The 19,698-nt window shown below is 65.5% G+C and carries 20 protein-coding genes; 8 read left to right on the top strand and 12 right to left on the bottom strand.

Going from position 1 to position 19,698, the window contains the following annotated elements; translation table 11 throughout:
* Nucleotides 1–196: 196 nt before the first annotated feature.
* Nucleotides 197–820, top strand: a complete 624-nt coding sequence (locus tag ACXJL8_RS02035) for a FecR family protein (protein WP_456684529.1) — start codon at nt 197–199, stop codon at nt 818–820.
* A gap of 102 nt (nt 821–922) precedes the next feature.
* The gene (locus ACXJL8_RS02030; protein WP_456623572.1) at nt 923–1,765 is read left to right on the top strand and encodes a tetratricopeptide repeat protein; all 843 of its coding nucleotides are present in this window, start codon (nt 923–925) and stop codon (nt 1,763–1,765) included.
* Nucleotides 1,766–1,890: 125 nt separating this feature from the next.
* Here ACXJL8_RS02030 and ACXJL8_RS02025 read toward each other — a convergent pair whose 3' ends face one another.
* Together ACXJL8_RS02025 and ACXJL8_RS02020 are read right to left on the bottom strand one after the other, a co-directional pair.
* On the bottom strand, nt 1,891–2,964 hold the full coding sequence (locus tag ACXJL8_RS02025; protein WP_456623571.1) for a tartrate dehydrogenase: 1,074 nt from the start codon (nt 2,962–2,964) through the stop codon (nt 1,891–1,893).
* A 21-nt stretch (nt 2,965–2,985) separates the two neighbouring features.
* Nucleotides 2,986–4,284 (bottom strand): MFS transporter, encoded by a 1,299-nt coding sequence (locus ACXJL8_RS02020; RefSeq protein WP_456623570.1) that lies wholly within the window; start codon nt 4,282–4,284, stop codon nt 2,986–2,988.
* A gap of 309 nt (nt 4,285–4,593) precedes the next feature.
* Between ACXJL8_RS02020 and ACXJL8_RS02015 the strand changes: the two genes are divergently transcribed.
* Together ACXJL8_RS02015 and ACXJL8_RS02010 are read left to right on the top strand one after the other, a co-directional pair.
* A complete protein-coding gene (locus ACXJL8_RS02015; protein ID WP_456623569.1) occupies nt 4,594–5,511 on the top strand; it encodes a LysR substrate-binding domain-containing protein in 918 nt (305 codons plus the stop codon).
* 37 nt (nt 5,512–5,548) lie between these two features.
* The gene (locus ACXJL8_RS02010; protein ID WP_456684528.1) at nt 5,549–6,373 is read left to right on the top strand and encodes an aspartate dehydrogenase; all 825 of its coding nucleotides are present in this window, start codon (nt 5,549–5,551) and stop codon (nt 6,371–6,373) included.
* 193 nt (nt 6,374–6,566) lie between these two features.
* Here ACXJL8_RS02010 and ACXJL8_RS02005 read toward each other — a convergent pair whose 3' ends face one another.
* From ACXJL8_RS02005 to ACXJL8_RS01965, 9 genes are all read right to left on the bottom strand, one after another.
* Nucleotides 6,567–7,871 carry a PQQ-dependent sugar dehydrogenase gene (locus tag ACXJL8_RS02005; RefSeq protein ID WP_456623567.1) on the bottom strand — a complete coding sequence of 435 codons (1,305 nt, stop codon included), beginning with the start codon at nt 7,869–7,871 and terminating at the stop codon, nt 6,567–6,569.
* A gap of 413 nt (nt 7,872–8,284) precedes the next feature.
* Nucleotides 8,285–8,911, bottom strand: a complete 627-nt coding sequence (locus ACXJL8_RS02000) for a methyltransferase family protein (protein WP_456623566.1) — start codon at nt 8,909–8,911, stop codon at nt 8,285–8,287.
* Between the two features lie 30 nt (nt 8,912–8,941).
* Complete coding sequence (locus tag ACXJL8_RS01995) at nt 8,942–9,973, bottom strand: NAD-dependent epimerase/dehydratase family protein (protein WP_456684527.1); 1,032 nt, start codon at nt 9,971–9,973, stop codon at nt 8,942–8,944.
* A 29-nt stretch (nt 9,974–10,002) separates the two neighbouring features.
* Nucleotides 10,003–10,539 (bottom strand): Mpo1 family 2-hydroxy fatty acid dioxygenase, encoded by a 537-nt coding sequence (locus tag ACXJL8_RS01990; protein WP_456623564.1) that lies wholly within the window; start codon nt 10,537–10,539, stop codon nt 10,003–10,005.
* 154 nt (nt 10,540–10,693) lie between these two features.
* The gene (locus tag ACXJL8_RS01985; protein ID WP_456623579.1) at nt 10,694–11,389 is read right to left on the bottom strand and encodes an OmpA family protein; all 696 of its coding nucleotides are present in this window, start codon (nt 11,387–11,389) and stop codon (nt 10,694–10,696) included.
* A complete protein-coding gene (locus tag ACXJL8_RS01980; protein WP_456623563.1) occupies nt 11,389–11,805 on the bottom strand; it encodes a hypothetical protein in 417 nt (138 codons plus the stop codon). Before ACXJL8_RS01980 ends, ACXJL8_RS01985 begins: the two co-directional genes overlap by 1 nt.
* An 88-nt stretch (nt 11,806–11,893) precedes the next feature.
* Nucleotides 11,894–12,184, bottom strand: a complete 291-nt coding sequence (locus ACXJL8_RS01975) for a type II toxin-antitoxin system HicB family antitoxin (RefSeq protein ID WP_456623562.1) — start codon at nt 12,182–12,184, stop codon at nt 11,894–11,896.
* Between the two features lie 32 nt (nt 12,185–12,216).
* Nucleotides 12,217–12,387 carry a type II toxin-antitoxin system HicA family toxin gene (locus ACXJL8_RS01970; protein ID WP_456623561.1) on the bottom strand — a complete coding sequence of 57 codons (171 nt, stop codon included), beginning with the start codon at nt 12,385–12,387 and terminating at the stop codon, nt 12,217–12,219.
* Between the two features lie 76 nt (nt 12,388–12,463).
* Complete coding sequence (locus tag ACXJL8_RS01965) at nt 12,464–15,079, bottom strand: ATP-dependent helicase (protein ID WP_456684526.1); 2,616 nt, start codon at nt 15,077–15,079, stop codon at nt 12,464–12,466.
* Nucleotides 15,080–15,318: 239 nt separating this feature from the next.
* On the opposite strand from ACXJL8_RS01965, the gene ACXJL8_RS01960 reads away from it, so the two are divergent.
* Nucleotides 15,319–15,492, top strand: coding sequence for a DUF1328 domain-containing protein (locus ACXJL8_RS01960; RefSeq protein ID WP_456623559.1), 174 nt, complete (start codon nt 15,319–15,321; stop codon nt 15,490–15,492).
* A gap of 147 nt (nt 15,493–15,639) precedes the next feature.
* On the opposite strand, the gene ACXJL8_RS01955 is transcribed toward ACXJL8_RS01960, so the two are convergent.
* The gene (locus ACXJL8_RS01955; RefSeq protein WP_456623558.1) at nt 15,640–16,155 is read right to left on the bottom strand and encodes a thioesterase family protein; all 516 of its coding nucleotides are present in this window, start codon (nt 16,153–16,155) and stop codon (nt 15,640–15,642) included.
* 86 nt (nt 16,156–16,241) lie between these two features.
* Here ACXJL8_RS01955 and ACXJL8_RS01950 point away from each other — a divergent pair, with 86 nt between their 5' ends.
* From ACXJL8_RS01950 to ACXJL8_RS01940, 3 genes are all read left to right on the top strand, one after another.
* Entirely contained in the window at nt 16,242–17,666 is a 1,425-nt protein-coding gene (locus tag ACXJL8_RS01950) for an FAD-binding oxidoreductase (RefSeq protein WP_456684525.1), read from the top strand.
* A gap of 102 nt (nt 17,667–17,768) precedes the next feature.
* Complete coding sequence (locus ACXJL8_RS01945) at nt 17,769–19,100, top strand: Spy/CpxP family protein refolding chaperone (RefSeq protein ID WP_456623556.1); 1,332 nt, start codon at nt 17,769–17,771, stop codon at nt 19,098–19,100.
* Nucleotides 19,101–19,215: 115 nt separating this feature from the next.
* Entirely contained in the window at nt 19,216–19,578 is a 363-nt protein-coding gene (locus tag ACXJL8_RS01940; protein ID WP_456623578.1) for a hypothetical protein, read from the top strand.
* Nucleotides 19,579–19,698: the final 120 nt, after the last annotated feature.

The following is a 19,698-nucleotide window of genomic DNA, read 5'->3' as shown; positions in this document are numbered from 1 at the left end:
AACGGCTTGGAGCTGACATCGAAGGCAAAAATGAGGTACCCCCTTTGGAGGGTTGGTCGGGCGCGATTCAGGTCGTAGATGCTCGCAATGCACGACGTGCGGGCCTAGCCGGGCGTCCAGGGCCAATCAAGCGGGTACGCGAGCAAGATCTTCTCGGAAAGGGCGGGTCATGTGCAGGCACAGGATTGCAGCTTTGGTGGCTGGTTTCGTTTTGGCAGGCGCGAGTGTTCTTGCCGAGCCGGTGCAGGCTCAAGTCAGTCCCTTGAAGCCCGGCCTTCAGGATGTGGCGCCGAAACCGATCGGAAAGGTCATGGCCGTCACGGGTTCGGTCACGATCGAGCACGCAGGTGCGGTCCTCGTCCAGGTGAACCTTCCCGGTCAAGCCGCTCCAGCCAAGGCCGGCGATGTCGTGTATCTGCGCGACGTAGTGCGAACCGAAGCGGACAGCCGGGTCAGCATCAACTTCAATGATGGTTCGTCGTTCAATCTGTCGAGCAACGCGCGGATGACTCTGGATGAGTATCTGTACGAGCCCGATGGCAAGTCCAACTCGACGTTTTTCAATCTCACCAGGGGGACAGCCACCTTTGTCGCCGGCCAGGTCGCGAAGACCGGCGATATGAAGGTCGACACGCCCGTTGCAACGATGGGAATCCGGGGGACCACGCCGCACGTCGAAGTGTCGGATGACGGCAYGGTCAAGTTTTCGACTCTCATCGAAGAGGGCAAGAGCAAGCTGCTCAAGAGGCGCGTCACGGCCGCGGCGCGGCAGCCCGAACAGGAGGCCGGTCCGAGGCTGAATATCTGCCGGGGATGCTGAAGCGGTATTCGGGCGAGCATCGTCTCCCCTCCCTGTCGCGGCATGCGAAACATCCGAGGTGGTGTTCCGTCAACTTCAGCGAGGCCTGACACGGACATGACCATGAGGGCCGCCATCATCGATAGCGCAGCGCTTGTGCTCGTGTTGCTGCTGCTCGGCTCGCCGGCGGTGGCGCAGCAGAAAAGCAACCGTCTTGGCGGTATCGAGCAGTGCAACGGTGCGGACCGCATCCCGGCGCAAGCCCGCATCACCAGCTGTACGGCGCTGATCAATTCGGGTGATATCAGAGCGGACGCGCTGGCTCTGGCCTACAACAATCGCGGCAACGCTTATGTCGCGACAGCGGACTACGACCGTGCGATCGGCGATTTCGATCGGGCGATCGAGCTCGCATCAGGTTACGTCAAGCCGGTGAATAATCGCGGCGTGGCCTATCTGAAGAAGGGCGCATATGATGACGCGATCAAGGCCTTCGATGAGGCCATCAAGCTCAACCCCGGTTATGGCAGCGCCTTCGCCAACCGCGCGGAGGCCTACCTGAAATTGAACCAGTATGATCGGGCCGCACGGGATTTCGGCGAGGCTATCCGCCTCGATCCGGATATGACGCTGGCATGGAGCGGACGCTGCTGGACCCGGGCGGTCATCGGCGATCTGCAGGCCGGGCTCGACGACTGCGACAGGGCGATTCGGTCGGGATTGAACGATGCCGCGACATACGACTCACGTGCGCTGATCCATCTGAAGATGGGCCAACTCGCCGCCGCCATTGACGATTACAATTCGGCGTTGCGCGTGGCGCCAAACTTGGCCAGCGCGCTCTATGGGCGCGGACTGGCCAAGCTCAGGCAGGGTGACAAAGCCGGCGGCGACCGCGACGTCTCGGCAGCAAGGGTCATCGAGGCCAAGGTCGGCGACGAGTTCGCCCGCCGTGGCGTGCAGTGAACTGCAGGACTGGTCCACTGGACATCGCATCGTTGTTGGTGACTTCGAGGGGCTCGACGCTCCTCGCGCCGAGCCTCCCGGTCCGGCACCGAATGTCCCTCCGATCGCCTGCTCTTTAGCACCTGCTACACGTTCGAGCCGTGGATGGCGTCGATCACGGCGTCGGTCACCTCTTTCGTCGTCGCCTTGCCGCCGACGTCGGGCGTCAGCACGCCGGCCGCGCAGACCCGTTCGACAGCCTTCATCAGCCGCACCGCGGCGTCCTTCTCGCCGAGATGCTCGAGCATCTGCGCACCGGTCCAGAACGTCGCGACCGGGTTGGCGATGCCCTTGCCGGTGATGTCGAAGGCCGAGCCGTGGATCGGCTCGAACATCGAGGGAAAGCGGCGCTGCGGATCGATGTTGCCGGTCGGCGCCACCCCGAGGCTTCCCGCCAGCGCGCCGGCGAGGTCGGAGAGGATGTCGGCGTGCAGATTGGTCGCCACGATGGTGTCGAGGCTCTTCGGATGCAGCGTCATGCGCACGGTCATGGCATCGACCAGCATCTTGTCCCAGGTGACGTCGGGGAATTCGGTCGCGACCTCGGCCGCGATCTCGTCCCACATCACCATGCCATGGCGCTGCGCGTTCGACTTCGTCACGACGGTCAGGAATTTGCGCGGGCGCGACTGCGCGAGCTGGAACGCGTAGCGCATGATCCGGGTGACGCCGACGCGGGTGAACACCGCGACCTCGGTGCCGACCTCCTCGGGGAGGCCCTTGTGGGCGCGGCCGCCCATGCCGGCATATTCGCCTTCCGAGTTCTCGCGCACGATCACCCAGTCGAGATCGCCGACGCCGACATTGCGCAGCGGCGAGGCGACGCCGGGCAGGATCTTGGTCGGCCGCACATTGGCGTATTGGTCAAAGCCCTGGCAGATCGGCAGCCGCAGGCCCCACAGCGTGATGTGATCGGGCACGTCGGGCGCRCCGACCGCGCCGAAATAGATCGCGTCGAACTTCTTCAGCTCGGTGAGGCCGTCGGCCGGCATCATCACGCCGTGCTTCTTGTAATAGTCCGAGCCCCAGTCGAAGGTCTTGATGGTGAAGGCGAGGTCGCCGCTGCGTTTTGCAAGTGCCTCCAGCACGCGTACCCCGGCTGAGATGACCTCGGGGCCGATGCCATCGGCGGGAATGGCTGCGATCGAATGGGTGCGCATGAAGATGCTCCGTTTGGGATGTCAGTGGGATTGCGTGACGGGTTCGACGCGTGCGGTCTGCGCGCGCGACAATAGCAGGGTCAGGACCGCGGAGAGAACGAGCAGGCCGCTCACGAAATAGAGCCCGCCGACGAAGCTGCCGGTCTGGTCCTTGATCCAGCCGATCATGGCCGGCCCGACGAAGCCGCCGAGATTGCCGATCGAGTTGATGGTGGCGATGCCGGCTGCTGCCGCAGGACCGGACAGGAACAGCGTCGGCATGCTCCAGAGCGGCGGCTTTGCCGAGGAGATGCCGATATTGACGAGGGCGAGCGCGACCAGCACCGCGACCACGCCGGCGGCAAGGCCGGCATAGGCGAGGCCTGCGGCCGCGAGCAGGCAGGCCAGCACGACGTGCCAGGTGCGCTCGCCGGTGCGGTCCGAATGCCGCGCCCACAGCACCATGGCGACGACGGCGGCGGTTGCCGGCAGCGCATTGAGGAAGCCGACCTGGAGCGAGGACAGGCCGAACTGCTTGATGATCTGCGGCGCCCAGACCCCGAGCGTATAGAGGCCGGCCGAGGTGCCGAAATAGATCAGCGACAGCGCCAGCACGCGCGGATCGGCCAGCCCGCGCCAGACGCTGTGGCTCGCGGTTGCGGCCTTGCTGGTGGTCTCCGCATTCATGGTCTCGACCAGCCAGCGCCGCTCGTCGTCTGCGAGCCATTTTGCCTTCTCGGGGCGGTCGGTGAGGAATGCCAGCACGACGAAGCCGAGCAGCACCGCCGGCAGCGCCTCGAGCACGAACAGCCATTGCCAGCCCTTGAAGCCGAGCAGGCCGTCCATCTCCAGCAGCGCGCCGGAGACCGGCGAGCCCAGCACGGTCGAGAGCGGCGCCGCCGCCATGAACAGCGCGGTCACCGCGGCGCGCTGGCGCGCCGGGAACCAGTAGGAGAGATAGAGGATGATGCCGGGAAAGAAGCCGGCTTCGGCCACGCCGAGCAGGAAGCGCAGCACATAAAACGACGTCGGGCCCTGCACGAAGGCCATGGCGGCCGAGACGATGCCCCAGGTGATCATCACCCGCGCGATCCAGATCCGTGCGCCGACCTTGTGCAGGATGATATTGGAGGGCACCTCGAACAGGAAGTAGCCCCAGAAGAAGATGCCGGCGCCGAAACCGTAGACGGTCGACGACAGGCCGATGTCCTTGTTCATCGTCAGCGAGGCGAAGCCGATGTTGACGCGGTCGATGAAGGCCACGAAGTAGAGCAGCATGATGAAGGGAACGATCCGCCACGTGATCTTGCGCAGCACGCGCGTCTGAATCTCGCTCGCCACCTCGGCCTCCCTGATTCCCGGTTTTCGTTGTGTGGCAGCGAGCCTAGGCGGGGTTACGAGGCGGACTCAATTGGCGCTGGTTTATACAAAAAAATGATATAATCCTTGAAAGGTGAAGCGCACGGCCATCGCAAGAGAGATGAGTGTTGGACGCACTAAAGCCACCACAGCGTCATGGCCGGGCTTGTCCCGGCTATCCACGCTCTTCCTTGCGGCACAACGAACGTGGATGCCCGGGACAAGCCCGGGCATGACGACCTCGTGTAAATCCTAACATGCGATTGCCTAGGCGAGACGAGAGGACCTTCAATGGAATTGCATCAGCTCCGATGCTTCGTGGCGGCGGCCGAGCAGCTGCATTTCGGGCACGCGGCACAGCAGCTTCAGATGCTGCCCTCCGCGCTCGGCCGCCAGATCAGGCTGCTGGAGGAGGACCTGGGCACGCGGCTGTTCGCACGGACGACGCGCGCGGTGGCGCTCACCGAGGACGGCGCGACGCTGCTGCGCGATGCGCGTGCCATCCTCGCCCGGGTCGAGGCGGTCGAGAGCAATTTGCGCAACCGCTCGCGCGCGGGTGCCGCGCGGCGGCTGCGGGTCGGAGCCATCGACAGTGCGGCGGCTGGGCTGTTGCCGCCACTCTTGCGCGACTTCCGCGACAAGCATCCGGAGGTCGCGGTTCAGCTTCTCGAAGACAAGACGATCCGGCTGCTGCCAAAGATCCTGACAGGCGCGCTCGATCTCGCCTTCGTCCGCCCGCCGGACAGTGCGGACAAGCGGCTCGAATTCCGCGATCTGCTCCATGAGACCGCGATCGTGGCATTCCCGCAGCGCCACGCGCTCGCCGAACGCAAGTCGATCACACTGGCGCAGATCGCCGACGAGCCGATGCTGGTGCCGGACCGCCGCTCGCGACCGCACAGCCATGACCTCACGATAAAACTGTTCGAGCAGGCCGGGCTGACGCCGCGCATCGTGCAGGTCGCCGACGAGAAGCAGACCATCATCCATCTGGTGGCAACCAAGCTCGGGGTCGCGATCGTGCCGCGCTGGACGACGCGGATGGCGGTCTCCGGCGTGCGCTTCGTATCGCTGCGGCCGAAGCAGAGCGGCCCCGTCGGCCGGCTGCCTCTTGCCGCGGCATGGCTGCGCGGCTCGCGCGACCCGGCCCGCGACGCGATGCTGTCGGTGCTCGAGGCGCGCCTCAACAGCTATGCGCGGGGGGCGTGAGGAGCTATGACATGGACTGGACAGAAGGTGTGATGCGATGACCGACACGAAAGCGCCGAGCGAATTGCGGGTTGCCATTGCAGGGCTGGGGTCGATCGGCACCAAGATCGCGACCGCGCTCGATCAGGGCATCGAAGGACYGACGCTGTCGGCCGTGGCGGTGCGCGATCCCGCGAAGCATCGGGCGTTCCTCGATAGCCTGCGGCATCCGCCATCCGTGCTGCCGATCGACCAGCTCGGCGAGGCCGCCGACATCGTGGTCGAATGCGCGCCGAGCAGCCAGCTGCGCGCGATCGTCGAGCCCGCGGTGAAGCGCGGCAAGGCCGCGGTCGTCGTCAGCGTTGGCGGATTGCTCGACAATTTTGATCTCGTCGATCTTGCGCGGGCCAATGGCGGCCGCATCATGGTGCCGACCGGCGCGCTGATCGGGCTCGATGCCGTCAACGCCGCGGCCATCGGCACCATTCATTCGGTGAAGATGGTGACGCGCAAGCCGATCGACGGCCTGAAGGGCGCGCCGTTCATCGTCGAGCACAATATCGATATCGACAATCTGCGCGAGCCGCTGAAACTGTTCGAAGGCACTGCGCGCGAGGCCGCCAAGGGTTTTCCGGCCAATCTCAATGTCGCGGTCGCGCTGTCGCTCGCCGGCGTCGGACCCGACCGCACCCAGGTGCAGATCTGGGCCGACCCGACCGTGACGCGCAACGTTCACCGCATCGAGGTCGAGGCGGATTCCGCGCGCTTCTCGATGGCGATCGAGAACATCCCGTCCGAAAATCCCAAGACCGGGCTGATCACGGCACTGTCCGTGATCGCGCTGCTGCGCAAGCAGCGCGCCACGCTCTGCGTCGGGACGTGATGGGTTGAGACTGGATTAGCCCAGACGGCGGTGCGCTCCCTCTCCCGCTTGCGGGGGWGGGCTGGGGTGGGGGTATCTCCACAATGAAGAACCCCCAAGAGGTGAGAGCCCTCACCCGGCGCTCCGCGCCGACCTCTCCCGCAAGCGGGAGAGGTGCAGGGAGCCCGTGGCGCCTATCTCGACATATTTCGTCTTACGCCCCCGTCACGCGCCAGATCACGTTGCCGACGTCGTCGGCCATCAGCAGCGACTTCTTGTCGGGGCCGATCACGACGCCGACCGGGCGGCCGTAGGATTCCTTCTCGTCCGGCGCCAGGAAGCCCGACAGGATGTCGCGCGCCGGGCCCGAAGGCTTGCCGTTCTCGAACGGGATGAACACCAGCTTGTAGCCGGAGAGCGTGCTGCGATTCCACGAGCCGTGCTGGCCAATCGCCATGCCGTCGGGGAAACCGGGCAGCGTGCCCGCGGGCACCCAGCACAGGCCGAGCGAAGCGGTGTGGCCGCCGAGCGCATAGTCGGGTTGAAGCGCCTTGGCGACCATCGCCGGATCCTGCGGCACGCGATCGTCCACCGTCTTGCCCCAGTAGCAATAGGGCCAGCCGTAGAAGCCGCCGTCGCGCACCGAGGTCAGATAGTCCGGCGGGGTCTCGTCACCGAGCCCGTCGCGCTCGTTGACGACGGTCCACAGCACGCCCGTAGTTGGCTCCCAGGCGAGGCCGACCGGATTGCGCAGGCCGGCGCCGAAGATGCGGTGCGTGCCTGCGACGAGGTCGAGCTCGTAGACCGCGGCGCGGCCTTCCTCGACCTCCATGCCCATCTCGGCGATGTTGCTGAGCGAGCCGACGCCGGCATAGAGCTTCTTGCCGTCGGGGCTTGCCAGCAGGCTGCGCGTCCAATGGCCGCTCGGCTTGAAGGTGGTGAGCCGCTTGCCCGGCGCGGTGATGTGGTCGGCATTGGCGACGTAAGGAAAGGCCATCACGCCGTCGGTGTTGCCGACATAGAAGGTGTCGCCGACCAGCGCCATGCCGAACGGCTGGTTGAGATTCTCCATGAAGGCGCCGCGATGCTCGGCAACGCCGTCGCCGTCCTTGTCGCGGAGCAGCGTGATGCGGTTGGCGGAGACGCCGAGCGCCGCGGCGCGCCGCATCGTGGCCTGCATCGCGTAGTGAAACACGCTGCGCGGGGCACCTGCGACCTGCGTCGATTCCGCGATCAGCACGTCGCCGTTGGGCAGCACGTCGATCCAGCGCGGATGGTCGAGCCCGATTGCGAACGCGTTGACCTTGAGCCCGGGCGCGGCCGTCGGCTTCTGCCCTTCGCTCCAGCCGCGCGCGGTCGGCATCTTCAGGGTCGGGATGGCGCCTTGCGGCTTGGCTTCGGGAATGGCGGGCGCCTGGCCCCAGGCGGGCGCGGGCTGGGTGCCCGTCAGCTTCCGCCATTGCAGAGCGATGCCGCCGAGGAGCGCAACGAACTGCGCAAAAATGCTGGAAAAGGTCATGAGAAGCCCCTGTCGAACCTGCGGCACAGTCCAACGCCGGATTGCTCCAGGCCCCGCGCGGGCCCAGGCCTGATCGTCGACCTCTCCAGGTCAACGATGGATGTCGTCGTGCCTCATTGCGCGCGCATCCAACTGGGTGGCGGTAAAAAGGTCAACCTGTGCGGGCTCGGATCGGGCCGTTTATGGCGCGGATGGCGGCACGCCGAATTTGCATGGCAAGGATGCAGGCGCTGATGCAGTCGCGCACGCTGCCTCCTCAACGTCGTCCTGGCGAAAGCCAGGACCCATACCGCGAGGTCTATCGATTGGGGTAGTAGGAGTACCGAACGACGAGTCGTCGCCAAACTCCTCCCTGGGGTAATGGGTCCTGGCATTCGCCAGGACGACATCGGAGGATGTGGCCGCTTGTTACGTCACCGCGGCGGCAGAAACGGGATGATCATGGGGACGCGGCGGCAATAGGCGCCGTAGGCGTCTTCGCCGAGCTCCTTGGACAGGAACACCTCTTCCATCCGCCCCTTCTGCCACATGCCGAGCGAGATCAGGATCGCGCCGAGGATCGCGGTCACGGTGCCGACCGCGATGCCGGTCGCGAGCATGCCGGCGATCAGGCCGGTATAGATCGGATGGCGCACGATGCCGTACGGGCCGGTGTCGATGACGCGGTGGTCTTCCTTGTGGGTGATGGTGTTGGACCAGAACTTCCCGAGATGCAGCCGTCCCCACCAGGTGAACGAGATGCCGGCAAGCACGATCAGGGCGACGATATAGACGCCGGCATTGCCGAACACCCAGAGCGGCTTCTCGCCCAGCACTTCCGCCGTCCACGGCGTGAACAGGATGCCGCCGATCAGGATCGGCAGGCGATAGCGCCCCGACTCCAGCGTCATCACCTGCTTCTGGGTGCGGCCCTGCCAGAACGAGGCGCCGACCCAGCTTGCAAGCCAGGCCAGCCAGATCAGGGCGAGCAGTTGCGTCGGCCAGGTCGTGGTCCAGCCACCCCAGGCGACAGAGAGAAGCTTGCTGAAATCGAAGGACATGCGGAAAGGTTCTTTGGGTTGGGCGGCAGCTCAGCTGGCGCGCGAGGAGAGCGCGCGATGCTCGATGKCGCCGGAGACGGGCTCGCCGCCGCGGGCGAGCAGATGGGTGATGGTTTCGCGCAAGACCGGCTCGATCGGGCGCGGCGAATAGCCGAGCTCGTTGCGGGCTTTGCCAATCGAAAGGTCGCTCGCGGCAAGCGCGATGCGCACGCCCTCGGCGGTGCCGTTGGGCGGCCGGCGCGTGATGCGATCGGCGACATATTCGAGCATGATGCCGGAGAGCTCGGCGATCTTGCCGGGCACGACGACCGGGAACTGGCGGCGGCCGCTCATCGCGGACATCATCCGCAGGATCTGGCCGAGCCGGACGCAATCGCCGCCGAGGATGTAGCGCTGGCCGATGCGGCCGCGCTCCATCGTCAGCACGAGGCCCATGGCGACGTCGCGGACGTCGACGAGATTGACCAGGAAGTTGAGGTGCGGCTGCACCTTCTTCTGGAGGAAGTACCACAGCATCGCCGTCGGCGGTGTCAGATTGTGGTCGGCAGCACCGATCGGCATGGTCGGYGTGCCGATGACGAGCGGGAAGCCGGCGGAAGCGGCCTTCGCCGCATGATGCTCGGCGAGCGACTTCGATCGCGTATAGGCGCCGGGCATCGCATCGGCCGGCTGGAGCGCCTCTTCGGCGGCGGCGCCGTTGAGATCCGAATAGGGGAACAGGATCGATTCCGTCGAGCAGTGCAGGAAGCGCGACACGCCGCGCTTCATCGCGGCCGCGAGCACGATTTCGGTGCCGCGGCAATTGACGTCGTGAAAGTCCTGCTTGTTGGCGACCCACATCCCGGGCAGGCCGGCGAGATGGTAGGCCTGATCGACGCCGGCAAACGCGGCATCGACCGCGGCGCCATCCAGCACCGAGCCATGGGCATATTCAACGTCCGCGTTGGCCGCGGCCGGCGGACGGACATCGAGAATGCGTACCCGCTGCCCACGGGCGCGGAGCGCTTCGACGAGATGATGTCCGATGAAGCCACTGCCACCGGTAACCAGTACGAGAGCCATGAAGAAAGTTTGCTGTTCCGCTCTTGAAGCTATCGGGTTGAAAGGGAATTGGTCGGAAGAGGCGCCAAAATCGCGGCAAGGTCGCGACGGAAGCCCAATGCAATGAATAATTTTGCCATGACAAACATCGGTCCTAGCAGGAAATGGGTGGGGTGGTCGACCATCGAGGGCTGCCGTTCCTCGAACACCCGATGGCCGACGATCTGCGCCGCGACGCCCAGGGCGATCAGCACGGCAAAAATCGACCACATCATGGCAATCGAGACCTGATTGCCGATCGCGGTTGCGACCGAAAGCAGCACAATCATCGCCGCGAGGATGCCCAGCCCAATTCCGGCATCCAGCATCAGCCAGTAGGCCAGCACCGGCAGGGCCAGAATCACCGCCAGGCTCACCTCGATCCCGAACACATTGAAATGCACGAGCGTCAGCGGCAGCACGGCGCCGATGAAGAGCAGGAGGATTCCGACCACGTGCATGGCGCAGTTCCAGGGATCGCGATGATATTCGACGTAATCGGCCAGTTGGCGTTGAAAAGAGCCAGCCATCTTGGTCTCGCGCAGCATGGGGTCGGGAAGGGACGAAAAAAGCCTATAGCATCTGACCGGGCGGTGCACAAACCGGCGCTTTTGTCGCGCGAAACACTGCTGTTGCGCTGTGAGACAGGTCACAAAACGTCAGGACTTCAAGGGGTTCCGCCCGGCGCCGAGGCGCGCGCGCTCAGTGCTTCTTGGCGGGTTTTTTCGCCGCAGGCGCAGGTGCCGCAGCCGGATGCGCGGGCGCCTCTTCCGGCACCTTGGCATAGGTCAGGATCTGCAACTGGCCGTTGACGGGCGAGGTCGGCTTGGCGCGGTCGAGGAACTGCTCCTCACCGAGGCCGATCGGGTGCAGCCGCTTGGTCGAGATCTTGAACGTGTTCACCAGGACGTCACGGATCGCGTCGGCCCGGCGCTGGCTCAGGATCGCATTGGCTTCCCGCGTCTTCGAATTGGATTCGACATGGCCGACGATCAGGAACGTGTAGGGCAGCAGCGAGGCATGAACCAGCGCGTCCGCGATGCGGCCGACGGCCTGGTAGGACGTGGGCTGGATGATCGGCGTGTCGGCGTCGAACTGGATCTGCGCGGTGAAGGTCGGCAAATTGGCGAGGTCGGGCGCGATCAGCGGCCGGTTCACCGGTCCCGGATCGTTCTTGATCCTGGCCTTGGCACGCTCCATCACCTGCTGCTTCAGCGCTGGCAAGTCGACCTCGGCGGCCTGTTCGAAATGGTTGAGCTTGCCGACGATGTCGTCGCGGGTCGGCGGCGCCGTCTGCGCGCTTGCCGCGCCCGCGAGCAGGGTAAGGCCAAGACCAATACCAAGACCAATACCAAGAGCGATGCCAAATCCGGCGGTGGTCAGCCCGGTTGCGCGCATCATCGATATCCCGCGTCGTCAACGGCCTTCAGGCAGTTGTTGCTGATGCCCTTGGGCGTCGAGACCAGGCAGGGGACCGACTTGCTGGTCTCCTTGGTCGAGCCGCCGCAGACCTTGACGATCTCGCGCTGGCAGGCGTTCGCCACCGTGACGCGCGCGGCGACGCGCTTCTGGATGGCGTCGAAGGCGCCGAGATAGTCGCTCTGGCACTGCGGCGACAGCACGTCGCGGTTGCGGGACAGGCACTCCTTCAGGCGGGTCGAGTCCGGATTGACGCCGCGGCAATTGGCGACGATTTCCGCACCGCAACTTTTCGCCAGCAGCCCGATCGAATCGCCAAAGCTCATGGTCTCCGCCGCCGCAAGCGACGGCATACCCAATGCCAGCAAGATCAGTGTGATGGAGCCCCGGACCATGAGCGCATCTGATACGGGGAAGTTCGCGGTGGTCAAGGGCTGTTCGGGCGAGAACTGTCGACAGCCCGATCGGTGCGGCGAACGGTCCTCACTCGGCGGCGTGCGCGCGGGCCGGTAGTTCGATCAGGGCGACCATGTAGTTCCTGAGGTCGTCGGCAACGTCTGGATCGGCCTTGAGCTCGGTCAGCGTCCTGGGTGGGGGAAGCTGGCGGCCATCCCCATTCAGATCTTGCGCGTAGAGCTCGAGAGCCTCGGGCGCGTTATGTAAGGCCTCGTCGATATCGTCGCCGCCGGAAATGCAGCCGGGCAGGTCGGGAAACCACACGCCAACGGCATGGTCCGGGCCAGCGTCCTCGATAATGGCAATGTAATGAGCCATGTCGACCTCAATCGGGCTTCCAACCCGCTCCTTTATAGATGGCACGGACCAAGGCCCTTTCCCAAGTCCTTCTTGGGGGGCGGAATGACAAGCGTTTCGCCCGAGATGGGACTTTTGAACACGTGGTGTGAGCCGGTCACGCGCACCAGCTTCCATCCCTCTCGCTCCAGGCGACGAATGATATCGCGGCTTGCGGTCAGCATGACGTCCCCAAAAGAATCATCTGACCAAAAAGCTAGATCATGACACGCGGCGTTAACTGGGCGAGAGGCGACCGGCTCACGCCCGCTGCACAAAGCTGTCCACGACCTTCTTCTCGCCGGCCTTGTCGAAGGCGATGGTGAGCTTGTTGCCGTCGATCTTGGTGACGCGGCCGTAGCCGAATTTCTGGTGGAAGACGCGGTCGGACAGCGTGAATTCCGAGGTCGTGCCGGTCGATTTCGCCACCAGCTCGCCCTCGATCGTCATCGGCCCGCGGCGGCGCGACGAGAAGCTGCCGAAATCGGGCGAGGACGAAGCGGTCGAAAACGACGAGGCCTCTTCCTCGAAGCCGCCGCCGCTATTGCGTCCGCCGCCCCGGTTGCGGTTGGCCTGTGAACGATTGGCCTGGGCGCGCTGCCAGCCCGGGGTCGTATAGCTCGAGCCGAAGGCTTCCATGTCGTCGAAGCGCGAGGCGCCGTAGCCACCGGCGCCGCCCCAGCCCGAACCGCCCTTGGATTCCGTGATCTCGACATTGGCGGCGGGCAATTCGTCGAGGAAACGCGACGGGATCGTGGTCGACCAGGTGCCATGGATGCGCCGGTTGGTGGCAAAATAGAGTTTTGCACGGCGGCGGGCGCGGGTCAGGCCGACATGGCCGAGCCGGCGCTCTTCCTCGAGGCCCGCGCGGCCCTGCTCGTCCAGCGTGCGCTGGCTCGGGAACAGGCCTTCCTCCCAACCCGGCAGGAACACGTTGTCGAATTCGAGCCCCTTGGCCGAATGCAGCGTCATCAGCGACACCGCGTCGTCCTCGGCGCCGCCCTCGCGGTCCATCACCAGCGAGATGTGCTCGAGGAACCCTTGCAGGTTCTCGAACTCCTCCATCGAGCGCACCAGCTCTTTCAGGTTCTCCAGCCGGCCCGCGGCGTCGGCCGAGCGGTCCTTCTGCCACATCTCGGTATAGCCGCTCTCGTCGAGCACGATCTGGGCGAGATCGGTGTGCGCGGTGACCTCGCGCTGGGCGCGCCAGCGGTCGAACTGGGCGACGAGATCGCGCAAGCTTCCGCGCGCCTTCGGCTTCAATTCGTCGGTCTCGACCACCGCGCGCGCCGCCTCGAACAGCGGAATGCGACGCTTGCGGGCATGATCGTGCAGCATCTGCACGGTGGCATCGCCAAGCCCGCGCTTGGGCGTGTTGACGATGCGCTCGAAGGCGAGATCGTCGGCCGGCGAGTTGATGACGCGCAGATAGGCCAGCGCGTCGCGGATTTCGGCGCGCTCGTAGAAGCGCGGGCCGCCGATGACACGATAGGGCAGGCCGAGGGTGACGAACCGGTCTTCGAATTCGCGCATCTGGAACGACGCGCGCACCAGGATTGCGATCTCGTTGAGCTTMTCGCCGAGCCGCTGGAGCTGCTCGATCTCCTCGCCGATGCCGCGGGCTTCCTCTTCCGAATCCCACGCGCCGGTCACGGTGACCTTCTCGCCCTCGACGTCCTCGGTGCGCAGCGTCTTGCCGAGCCGGCCTTCATTGTGTGCGATCAGATGCGAGGCGGCGGCGAGGATGTGGCCGGTCGAGCGGTAGTTGCGCTCGAGGCGAATGACCTTGGCGCCGGGAAAGTCGTGGTCGAAGCGCAGGATGTTGTCGACCTCGGCGCCGCGCCAGCCGTAGATCGACTGGTCGTCGTCGCCGACGCAGCAGATGTTTTTGACGTGGGGCGTGGCAACCGCCGGATGCTCCGTCATTCCGGGGCGATGCGCAGCATCGAACTCCGGTGCGCGATTGCGCACCTGAGAATCTCGATCGTCGGACTCATCTCCGGATTCCGGGTTCGGCTCTTCGAGCCGCCCCGGAATGACTGCCTTGGTGGCCGCCGGCGCCTGCGACAGCAGCCGCAGCCACAGGTATTGCGCGACGTTGGTGTCTTGGTACTCGTCGACCAGGATGTATTTGAAGCGCTGCTGGTACTGCCGCAGGATATCGGGGTGCTCGCGGAAGATGCGGATGTCTTCGAGCAGCAGATCGCCGAAATCGGCGGCGTTCAGGATCTTCAGCCGTTCCTGGTAGCTCGCATAAAGCTTGCCGCCCTTGCCGTTGGCGAAGACGGCGGCTTCGCCGGCAGGGACCTGCGACGGCGTCAGGCCGCGGTTCTTCCAGCCGTCGATCAGGCCGGCCAGCATGCGCGCCGGCCAGCGCTTGTCGTCGATGTTGTCGGCCTGGAGCAGCTGCTTGAGCAGCCGGACCTGGTCGTCGACGTCGAGCACGGTGAAGTTGGACTTGAGCTGCGCCAACTCGGCATGGGCGCGCAGGATGCGGCCGCCGATGGAGTGGAAGGTGCCGAGCCACGGCATGCCTTCCACCGCGTGGCCGAGCATCTGGCCGAGCCGGTGCTTCATCTCGCGGGCGGCCTTGTTGGTGAAGGTCACCGACAGGATCTCGCCCGGACGGGCACGGCCCTGGCTCAGGATGTGGGCGATGCGCGTGGTCAGCACGCGCGTCTTGCCGGTGCCGGCGCCGGCCAGCACCAGGACCGGGCCGTCCAGCGTCTCCACCGCCTCGCGCTGCTCGGGATTGAGCCCGGACAGGTATTTCGGCCCCACCGAGGCGCGCGCGCGCGCGGCGATGCCGCCGGCCGCGGGCTGGTGGTCGGAGACGTTCTGGGAGGTGATCTTGCTTGGCTCGGTCATGCGAATCATTGGCCCACGATGGCACCGCGCCGTCGCGGGAGGGAGCCTTCATAACAGGGATTGCCGCCTATATGGGGCGGCGCGGAGGGGTTTTCCACGTACGCGGACGACCGATTTGTTCCTGCCGGGCGTGCGAATTTCTGGCTTCAGCGGGCAGGAACCATCGTTCCGCGTCGGTGATTGTTTCCGCAAGTGAGGCGCGCCAGCCGCGCCGATCGCAGACAGTCATCGAAACAGAGGTTTTGACCATGCTTAGCTGGGTTGTGACGTTTCTGGTCATCGCACTGATCGCCGGTATTCTGGGCTTTGGCGGCATCGCCGGCGCGTCGATCGAAATCGCCAAGATCATCTTCTTCATCGCGATCGTGCTGTTCCTGGTCTCGGCCGTGGTCGGCCTCGTCCGCGGACGCACCAGGGTCTAGCGCCGCAAGTCCCTCATGGTGAGGAGCGCGAACGCGCGTCTCCCGGACGATGCTTCGCATCGCCTAGAGAACCATGAGGCCCGACTGTGGCCTTGCATCCTTCGAGACGCCCGCTTCGCGGGCTCCTCAGGATGAGGAGTTAGAGCACTACCGCTGCGAGGGCATCGCCACGTTTCGGCCGATGCCCTCGGGCCGGGCTAAGGCGCTGTGGGCCGTGGCGACCGCAGCGATGCGCGGCTGGATATCGGGCGGAAACGGCGCAACCCGCCGCGCATTCATGTCCATGTGCAGCGACATGTTCTCCGAAGTCGCCGACAACCATCCTTCCGTTGCGTGCCTCATCTCCTCGAACGTGTGCAGCCGCTTGTCGTCGGCTTCCAGTAGCCAGACCAAAATCCGCACGGGATCGCCGAGGTGGATTTCGCGCAGATAGCGCACATGGCATTCGGCGGTGAAGGTCGAGCCGTGGCGCTCTTTCTTGTAGACCGGACCGATCCCGAGCTCGAGCCAGAACTCGTCGATCGCCCGGTCGAACATCACGTTGTAATAGGCCATGTTGAGATGGCCGTTATAGTCGATCCATTGCGGCTCGATCTGCATGATCGAGGCGCGGAACGGCTCGGCCTTTTGCTCGCCCTTGGGCGCRGATGCAGTCTCCGGCATGTTTCCTTCCCAAGCTATGCGTCCGGTCGCTTGACTTGACCGGTGAGATGTCCTTTGCCACGGTTTGTCTGTCGGGAGGAATGTCCGTGGGTACGACCATCACCAATAATCCGCCGCGGCCGGAGCCGAAAGCCCTCGCGAGCGCACTGGAGCAGCTTGCCGCACGCTTCGGCAACCGCCTCATCACCTCGCAGGCCGTCCGCGAGCAGCACGGCCACACCACGACGTGGATCCCCAACCAGCCGCCCGATGGCGTGGTGATGGCGCAGGAAACCGCCGACATCCAGGACGTGGTGCGGATCTGCGCCAGGAATCGCGTGCCCGTCATCGCCTTCGGCACCGGCACCTCGCTCGAGGGCCAGGTCAACGCGCCCGCGGGCGGCATCTCGATCGACCTGCGCGACATGAACAAGGTGCTCGCGGTGCATGCCGAGGACCTCGACTGCGTGATCCAGCCCGGCGTCACCCGCAAGGCGCTGAACGAGCATCTGCGCGACCAGGGCTTGTTCTTCCCGATCGACCCCGGCGCGGACGCTTCGCTCGGCGGCATGGCCTCGACCCGCGCCTCCRGCACCAACGCGGTGCGCTACGGCACCATGCGCGACAGCGTGCTGGCGCTGAAAGTGGTGCGCGGCGACGGCGAGATCATCACGACCGGCACGCGCGCGAAGAAATCGTCGGCCGGCTACGACCTGACGCATCTGTTCATCGGCGCTGAAGGCACGCTCGGCATCATCTCCGAACTCACGATCCGCCTGCGCGGCATTCCGGAGACGATCGCGGCCGGCGCGGTGTCGTTCGAGACCGTGCACGGGGCGTGTCAGGCCGTGATCCTGGCGATCCAGACCGGCATTCCCGTGGCGCGCATCGAGCTGCTCAATGCCGCGCAGGTGAGGGCCTGCAATGCCTATTCGAAGCTGACGCTGCCCGAGACGCCGCTGCTGCTGATGGAATTCCACGGCAGCGAGATCGAGGTCGGCGAGCAGTCCAAGGCGTTCGGCGAGATCGCAAAGGATTGCGGCGGCGGCGACTTCTCCTGGACCACCAAGCCCGAGGATCGCACCAAGCTCTGGCAGGCGCGGCACGATGCCTATTGGTCGGTGAAGGCGCTGCGGCCCGGCGACAGCATCGGCGTGGTCGCGACCGACGTCTGCGTGCCGATCTCGCGCCTGGCCGAATGCGTCGGCGAGACCGAGGAGGATCTCAAGCGCCTCAACCTGCTGTCGCCGATCGTCGGCCATGTCGGCGACGGTAATTTCCACTGCTCGCTTGTCTGCGACACCAATGATGCCGACGAGATGGCGCGCGGCGAGGAGTTCATGCATCGCCTGGTCGAGCGTGCGCAGGCGATGGACGGCACCTGCACCGGCGAGCACGGCATCGGCCAGGGCAAGCAGAAATACCTCAAGGCGGAACTCGGCCCCGAGGCGCTCGATGCGATGCGGGCGCTGAAGACGGCGCTCGATCCGCTCAACATCTTCAATCCCGGCAAGATCGTGCCGGAGGCGTAGCGCAGCCTGCTGCATTGCGGTCGCGGAACTTTCCGCAGCCAGGCCGGTTCCAATTCCGTCAGCTTCCGATGCCTCAATGGCGCGGCTCTGCGGGRGGATGCGATGTTGCGACCGGTCATTGGAATTGCCGTGATGGCGCTTGCCTGCATGCTGGCGGGCACGGCTCTGGGAAAGGGCGGAGGCGGCGGACACGGCGGTGGGCACGGAGGCGGACACGGCGGCGGTCATGGTGGCGGTGGCCATCACGGAGGTGGCCATCATGGCGGCGGCCATTTCGGCGGTCACGGTTTCGGGCACGCGCATGGCGGTGGGCATCATGGCGGGATGCGGTTCGCAACCGGAGCTCGACGGGGTGGTCCGAACTTCGGTCAGATCCGCAATGCCGGCGTCCGTCCGGCGAATTTCCGTAATGCCCTCAACGCCCACTCCAGCGCGTTCCGCAACGGCCGGCTGATCAGCAATCCGGCGGCGCGGGCCCAGATCGCGGCTGCGGCCGCACTTGCCGGCTGGCATGGCGCCAGCAGCGGATGGTGGCAACATGCGGGGGGCGGCTATGGCTGGGTCGGACCGCTGTTCTGGCCATTCGCCTATAACGACCTCTACGACTACACGATCTGGGGCGATGGTCTCGGCTTCTGGGGCTACGGCTATCCGGACATCTATGCCGGCATGTTCGGGCCCTATGGCTATGATGGTCTCTCGGCCTATCTGCCGCAACGTCCGCAGGGACGACGGCAAGCGCGAGGCGTTGCGCTCGATCAGCTTTGCGGCAGCGACCGCCGCGAAATCGTCGGCGTGCCGATCGACCAGATCGCAGCCGCGGTGCAGCCGACGGACGCGCAAGGCGCAAGCCTCGACGAGCTCGGCAATGCCTCGATCCTGGCGGCAGGAATCATCCGCGCGTCATGTCCAACGCAAGTCGCGGCCACGGCGCCCGGTCGTCTGGCGGCGATGCAGCAGCGCGTCGAGGCGATGGTGAAGGGCGTCGAGCTGGTGCAACCGGCGCTCGACAAATTCTATGGGGCGCTCACCGACGAGCAGAAGGCCCGTTTCAATGCGTTGGCCGAGGATCAGCGCCGGGTCGCGGCCCCAAGCGACGCCAACGCATCGCTGGTCCAGAATTGCGGTGCGCCTGTCGGGCTCGATTGGCCAGGCGCCGAGATCGACGCGCGGCTCCGTCCCAGCGAGACCCAGCGTGCTGCTCTGCAAGTGCTTCAGGATACCAGCGCCAGGGTCAAGGATGCGCTCAAGGCAGCGTGCCAGCCCAGCGACGTGATGACGCCGCCGGCGCGCATGGCCGCGGTTCACAAGCGGCTCGATGTGATGCTGGACGGCGTCAAATCGGTGCGCGCCGCGCTTGAGGATTTCTATGGCACGTTGAGCGACGAGCAGAAGGCGCAGTTCGAGGCGATCGGGCCGCGTCGGACGTCGTGAGCGCGGAACAAGGTCTGGCGGAAAAACCGTCTCGCCGATCTCGTGGCGGTTCTTTATGCTGGGCGGAACTGAAGCACGACAATGCGGTGGCGGGAAGACCACGGGTGGCGAGGTGATGGAGTGGTTCGCAAGGAAGAAGGCGGGGGACGTCTGGGACGAGGCGATCGCGGCGCCGCTCGGCGACATCGAGGCCGCCGAGCGCATCCGCGCGATTTGTGAGGCTGCGGCCGCCAGTGCGGCGGCTTCCTTGCGCAACGACAAGCGTGAAAGCGAGCGTTACGAACGCGCGGCGAAAGTCGCGATGGAAATCGCGATGAAGATCGCGGACGGCCTGATGCGCGACGACGCCGTCCGTCGCATCGTCGACCTCTGCATGAAGGCCAACGACGTCAAGACCGCGCAGATCCTGTTTCGCGCGATCCACGCCAGCTGGATCCGCGAGGCGGTGCAGCGGGATTACCCGACGCTGTTGCAGTAAAGACTGATCGTCGCCACGAAGAAGGTGCGCTCCCTCCCCCGCCTGCGGGGGAGGGCTGGGGAGAGGGTGTCTCCGCAATCGAGAACCCCCAGAGGAGAAAGCCCTCACCCGGCGCTCCGC

The sequence above is a fragment of the Bradyrhizobium sp. P5_C11_2 genome (genome assembly GCF_054049755.1).
This window is presented reverse-complemented; position numbering and strand designations above follow the sequence as displayed.

What these genes read in the sequence shown, in the direction of transcription:
- ACXJL8_RS01945 (WP_456623556.1), top strand. Translation starts at nt 17,769, where the DNA reads ATGTTGCGACCGGTCATTGGAATTGCCGTGATGGCGCTTGCCTGCATG.
- ACXJL8_RS02000 (WP_456623566.1), bottom strand. Translation starts at nt 8,911, where the DNA reads ATGTCCTTCGATTTCAGCAAGCTTCTCTCTGTCGCCTGGGGTGGCTGG.
- ACXJL8_RS02005 (WP_456623567.1), bottom strand. Translation starts at nt 7,871, where the DNA reads ATGACCTTTTCCAGCATTTTTGCGCAGTTCGTTGCGCTCCTCGGCGGC.
- ACXJL8_RS01970 (WP_456623561.1), bottom strand. Translation starts at nt 12,387, where the DNA reads ATGCTGACCGCAAGCCGCGATATCATTCGTCGCCTGGAGCGAGAGGGA.
- ACXJL8_RS02030 (WP_456623572.1), top strand. Translation starts at nt 923, where the DNA reads ATGAGGGCCGCCATCATCGATAGCGCAGCGCTTGTGCTCGTGTTGCTG.
- ACXJL8_RS01960 (WP_456623559.1), top strand. Translation starts at nt 15,319, where the DNA reads ATGCTTAGCTGGGTTGTGACGTTTCTGGTCATCGCACTGATCGCCGGT.
- ACXJL8_RS01990 (WP_456623564.1), bottom strand. Translation starts at nt 10,539, where the DNA reads ATGCTGCGCGAGACCAAGATGGCTGGCTCTTTTCAACGCCAACTGGCC.
- ACXJL8_RS01985 (WP_456623579.1), bottom strand. Translation starts at nt 11,389, where the DNA reads ATGCGCGCAACCGGGCTGACCACCGCCGGATTTGGCATCGCTCTTGGT.
- ACXJL8_RS02015 (WP_456623569.1), top strand. Translation starts at nt 4,594, where the DNA reads ATGGAATTGCATCAGCTCCGATGCTTCGTGGCGGCGGCCGAGCAGCTG.
- ACXJL8_RS01940 (WP_456623578.1), top strand. Translation starts at nt 19,216, where the DNA reads ATGGAGTGGTTCGCAAGGAAGAAGGCGGGGGACGTCTGGGACGAGGCG.
- ACXJL8_RS01980 (WP_456623563.1), bottom strand. Translation starts at nt 11,805, where the DNA reads ATGGTCCGGGGCTCCATCACACTGATCTTGCTGGCATTGGGTATGCCG.
- ACXJL8_RS01975 (WP_456623562.1), bottom strand. Translation starts at nt 12,184, where the DNA reads ATGGCTCATTACATTGCCATTATCGAGGACGCTGGCCCGGACCATGCC.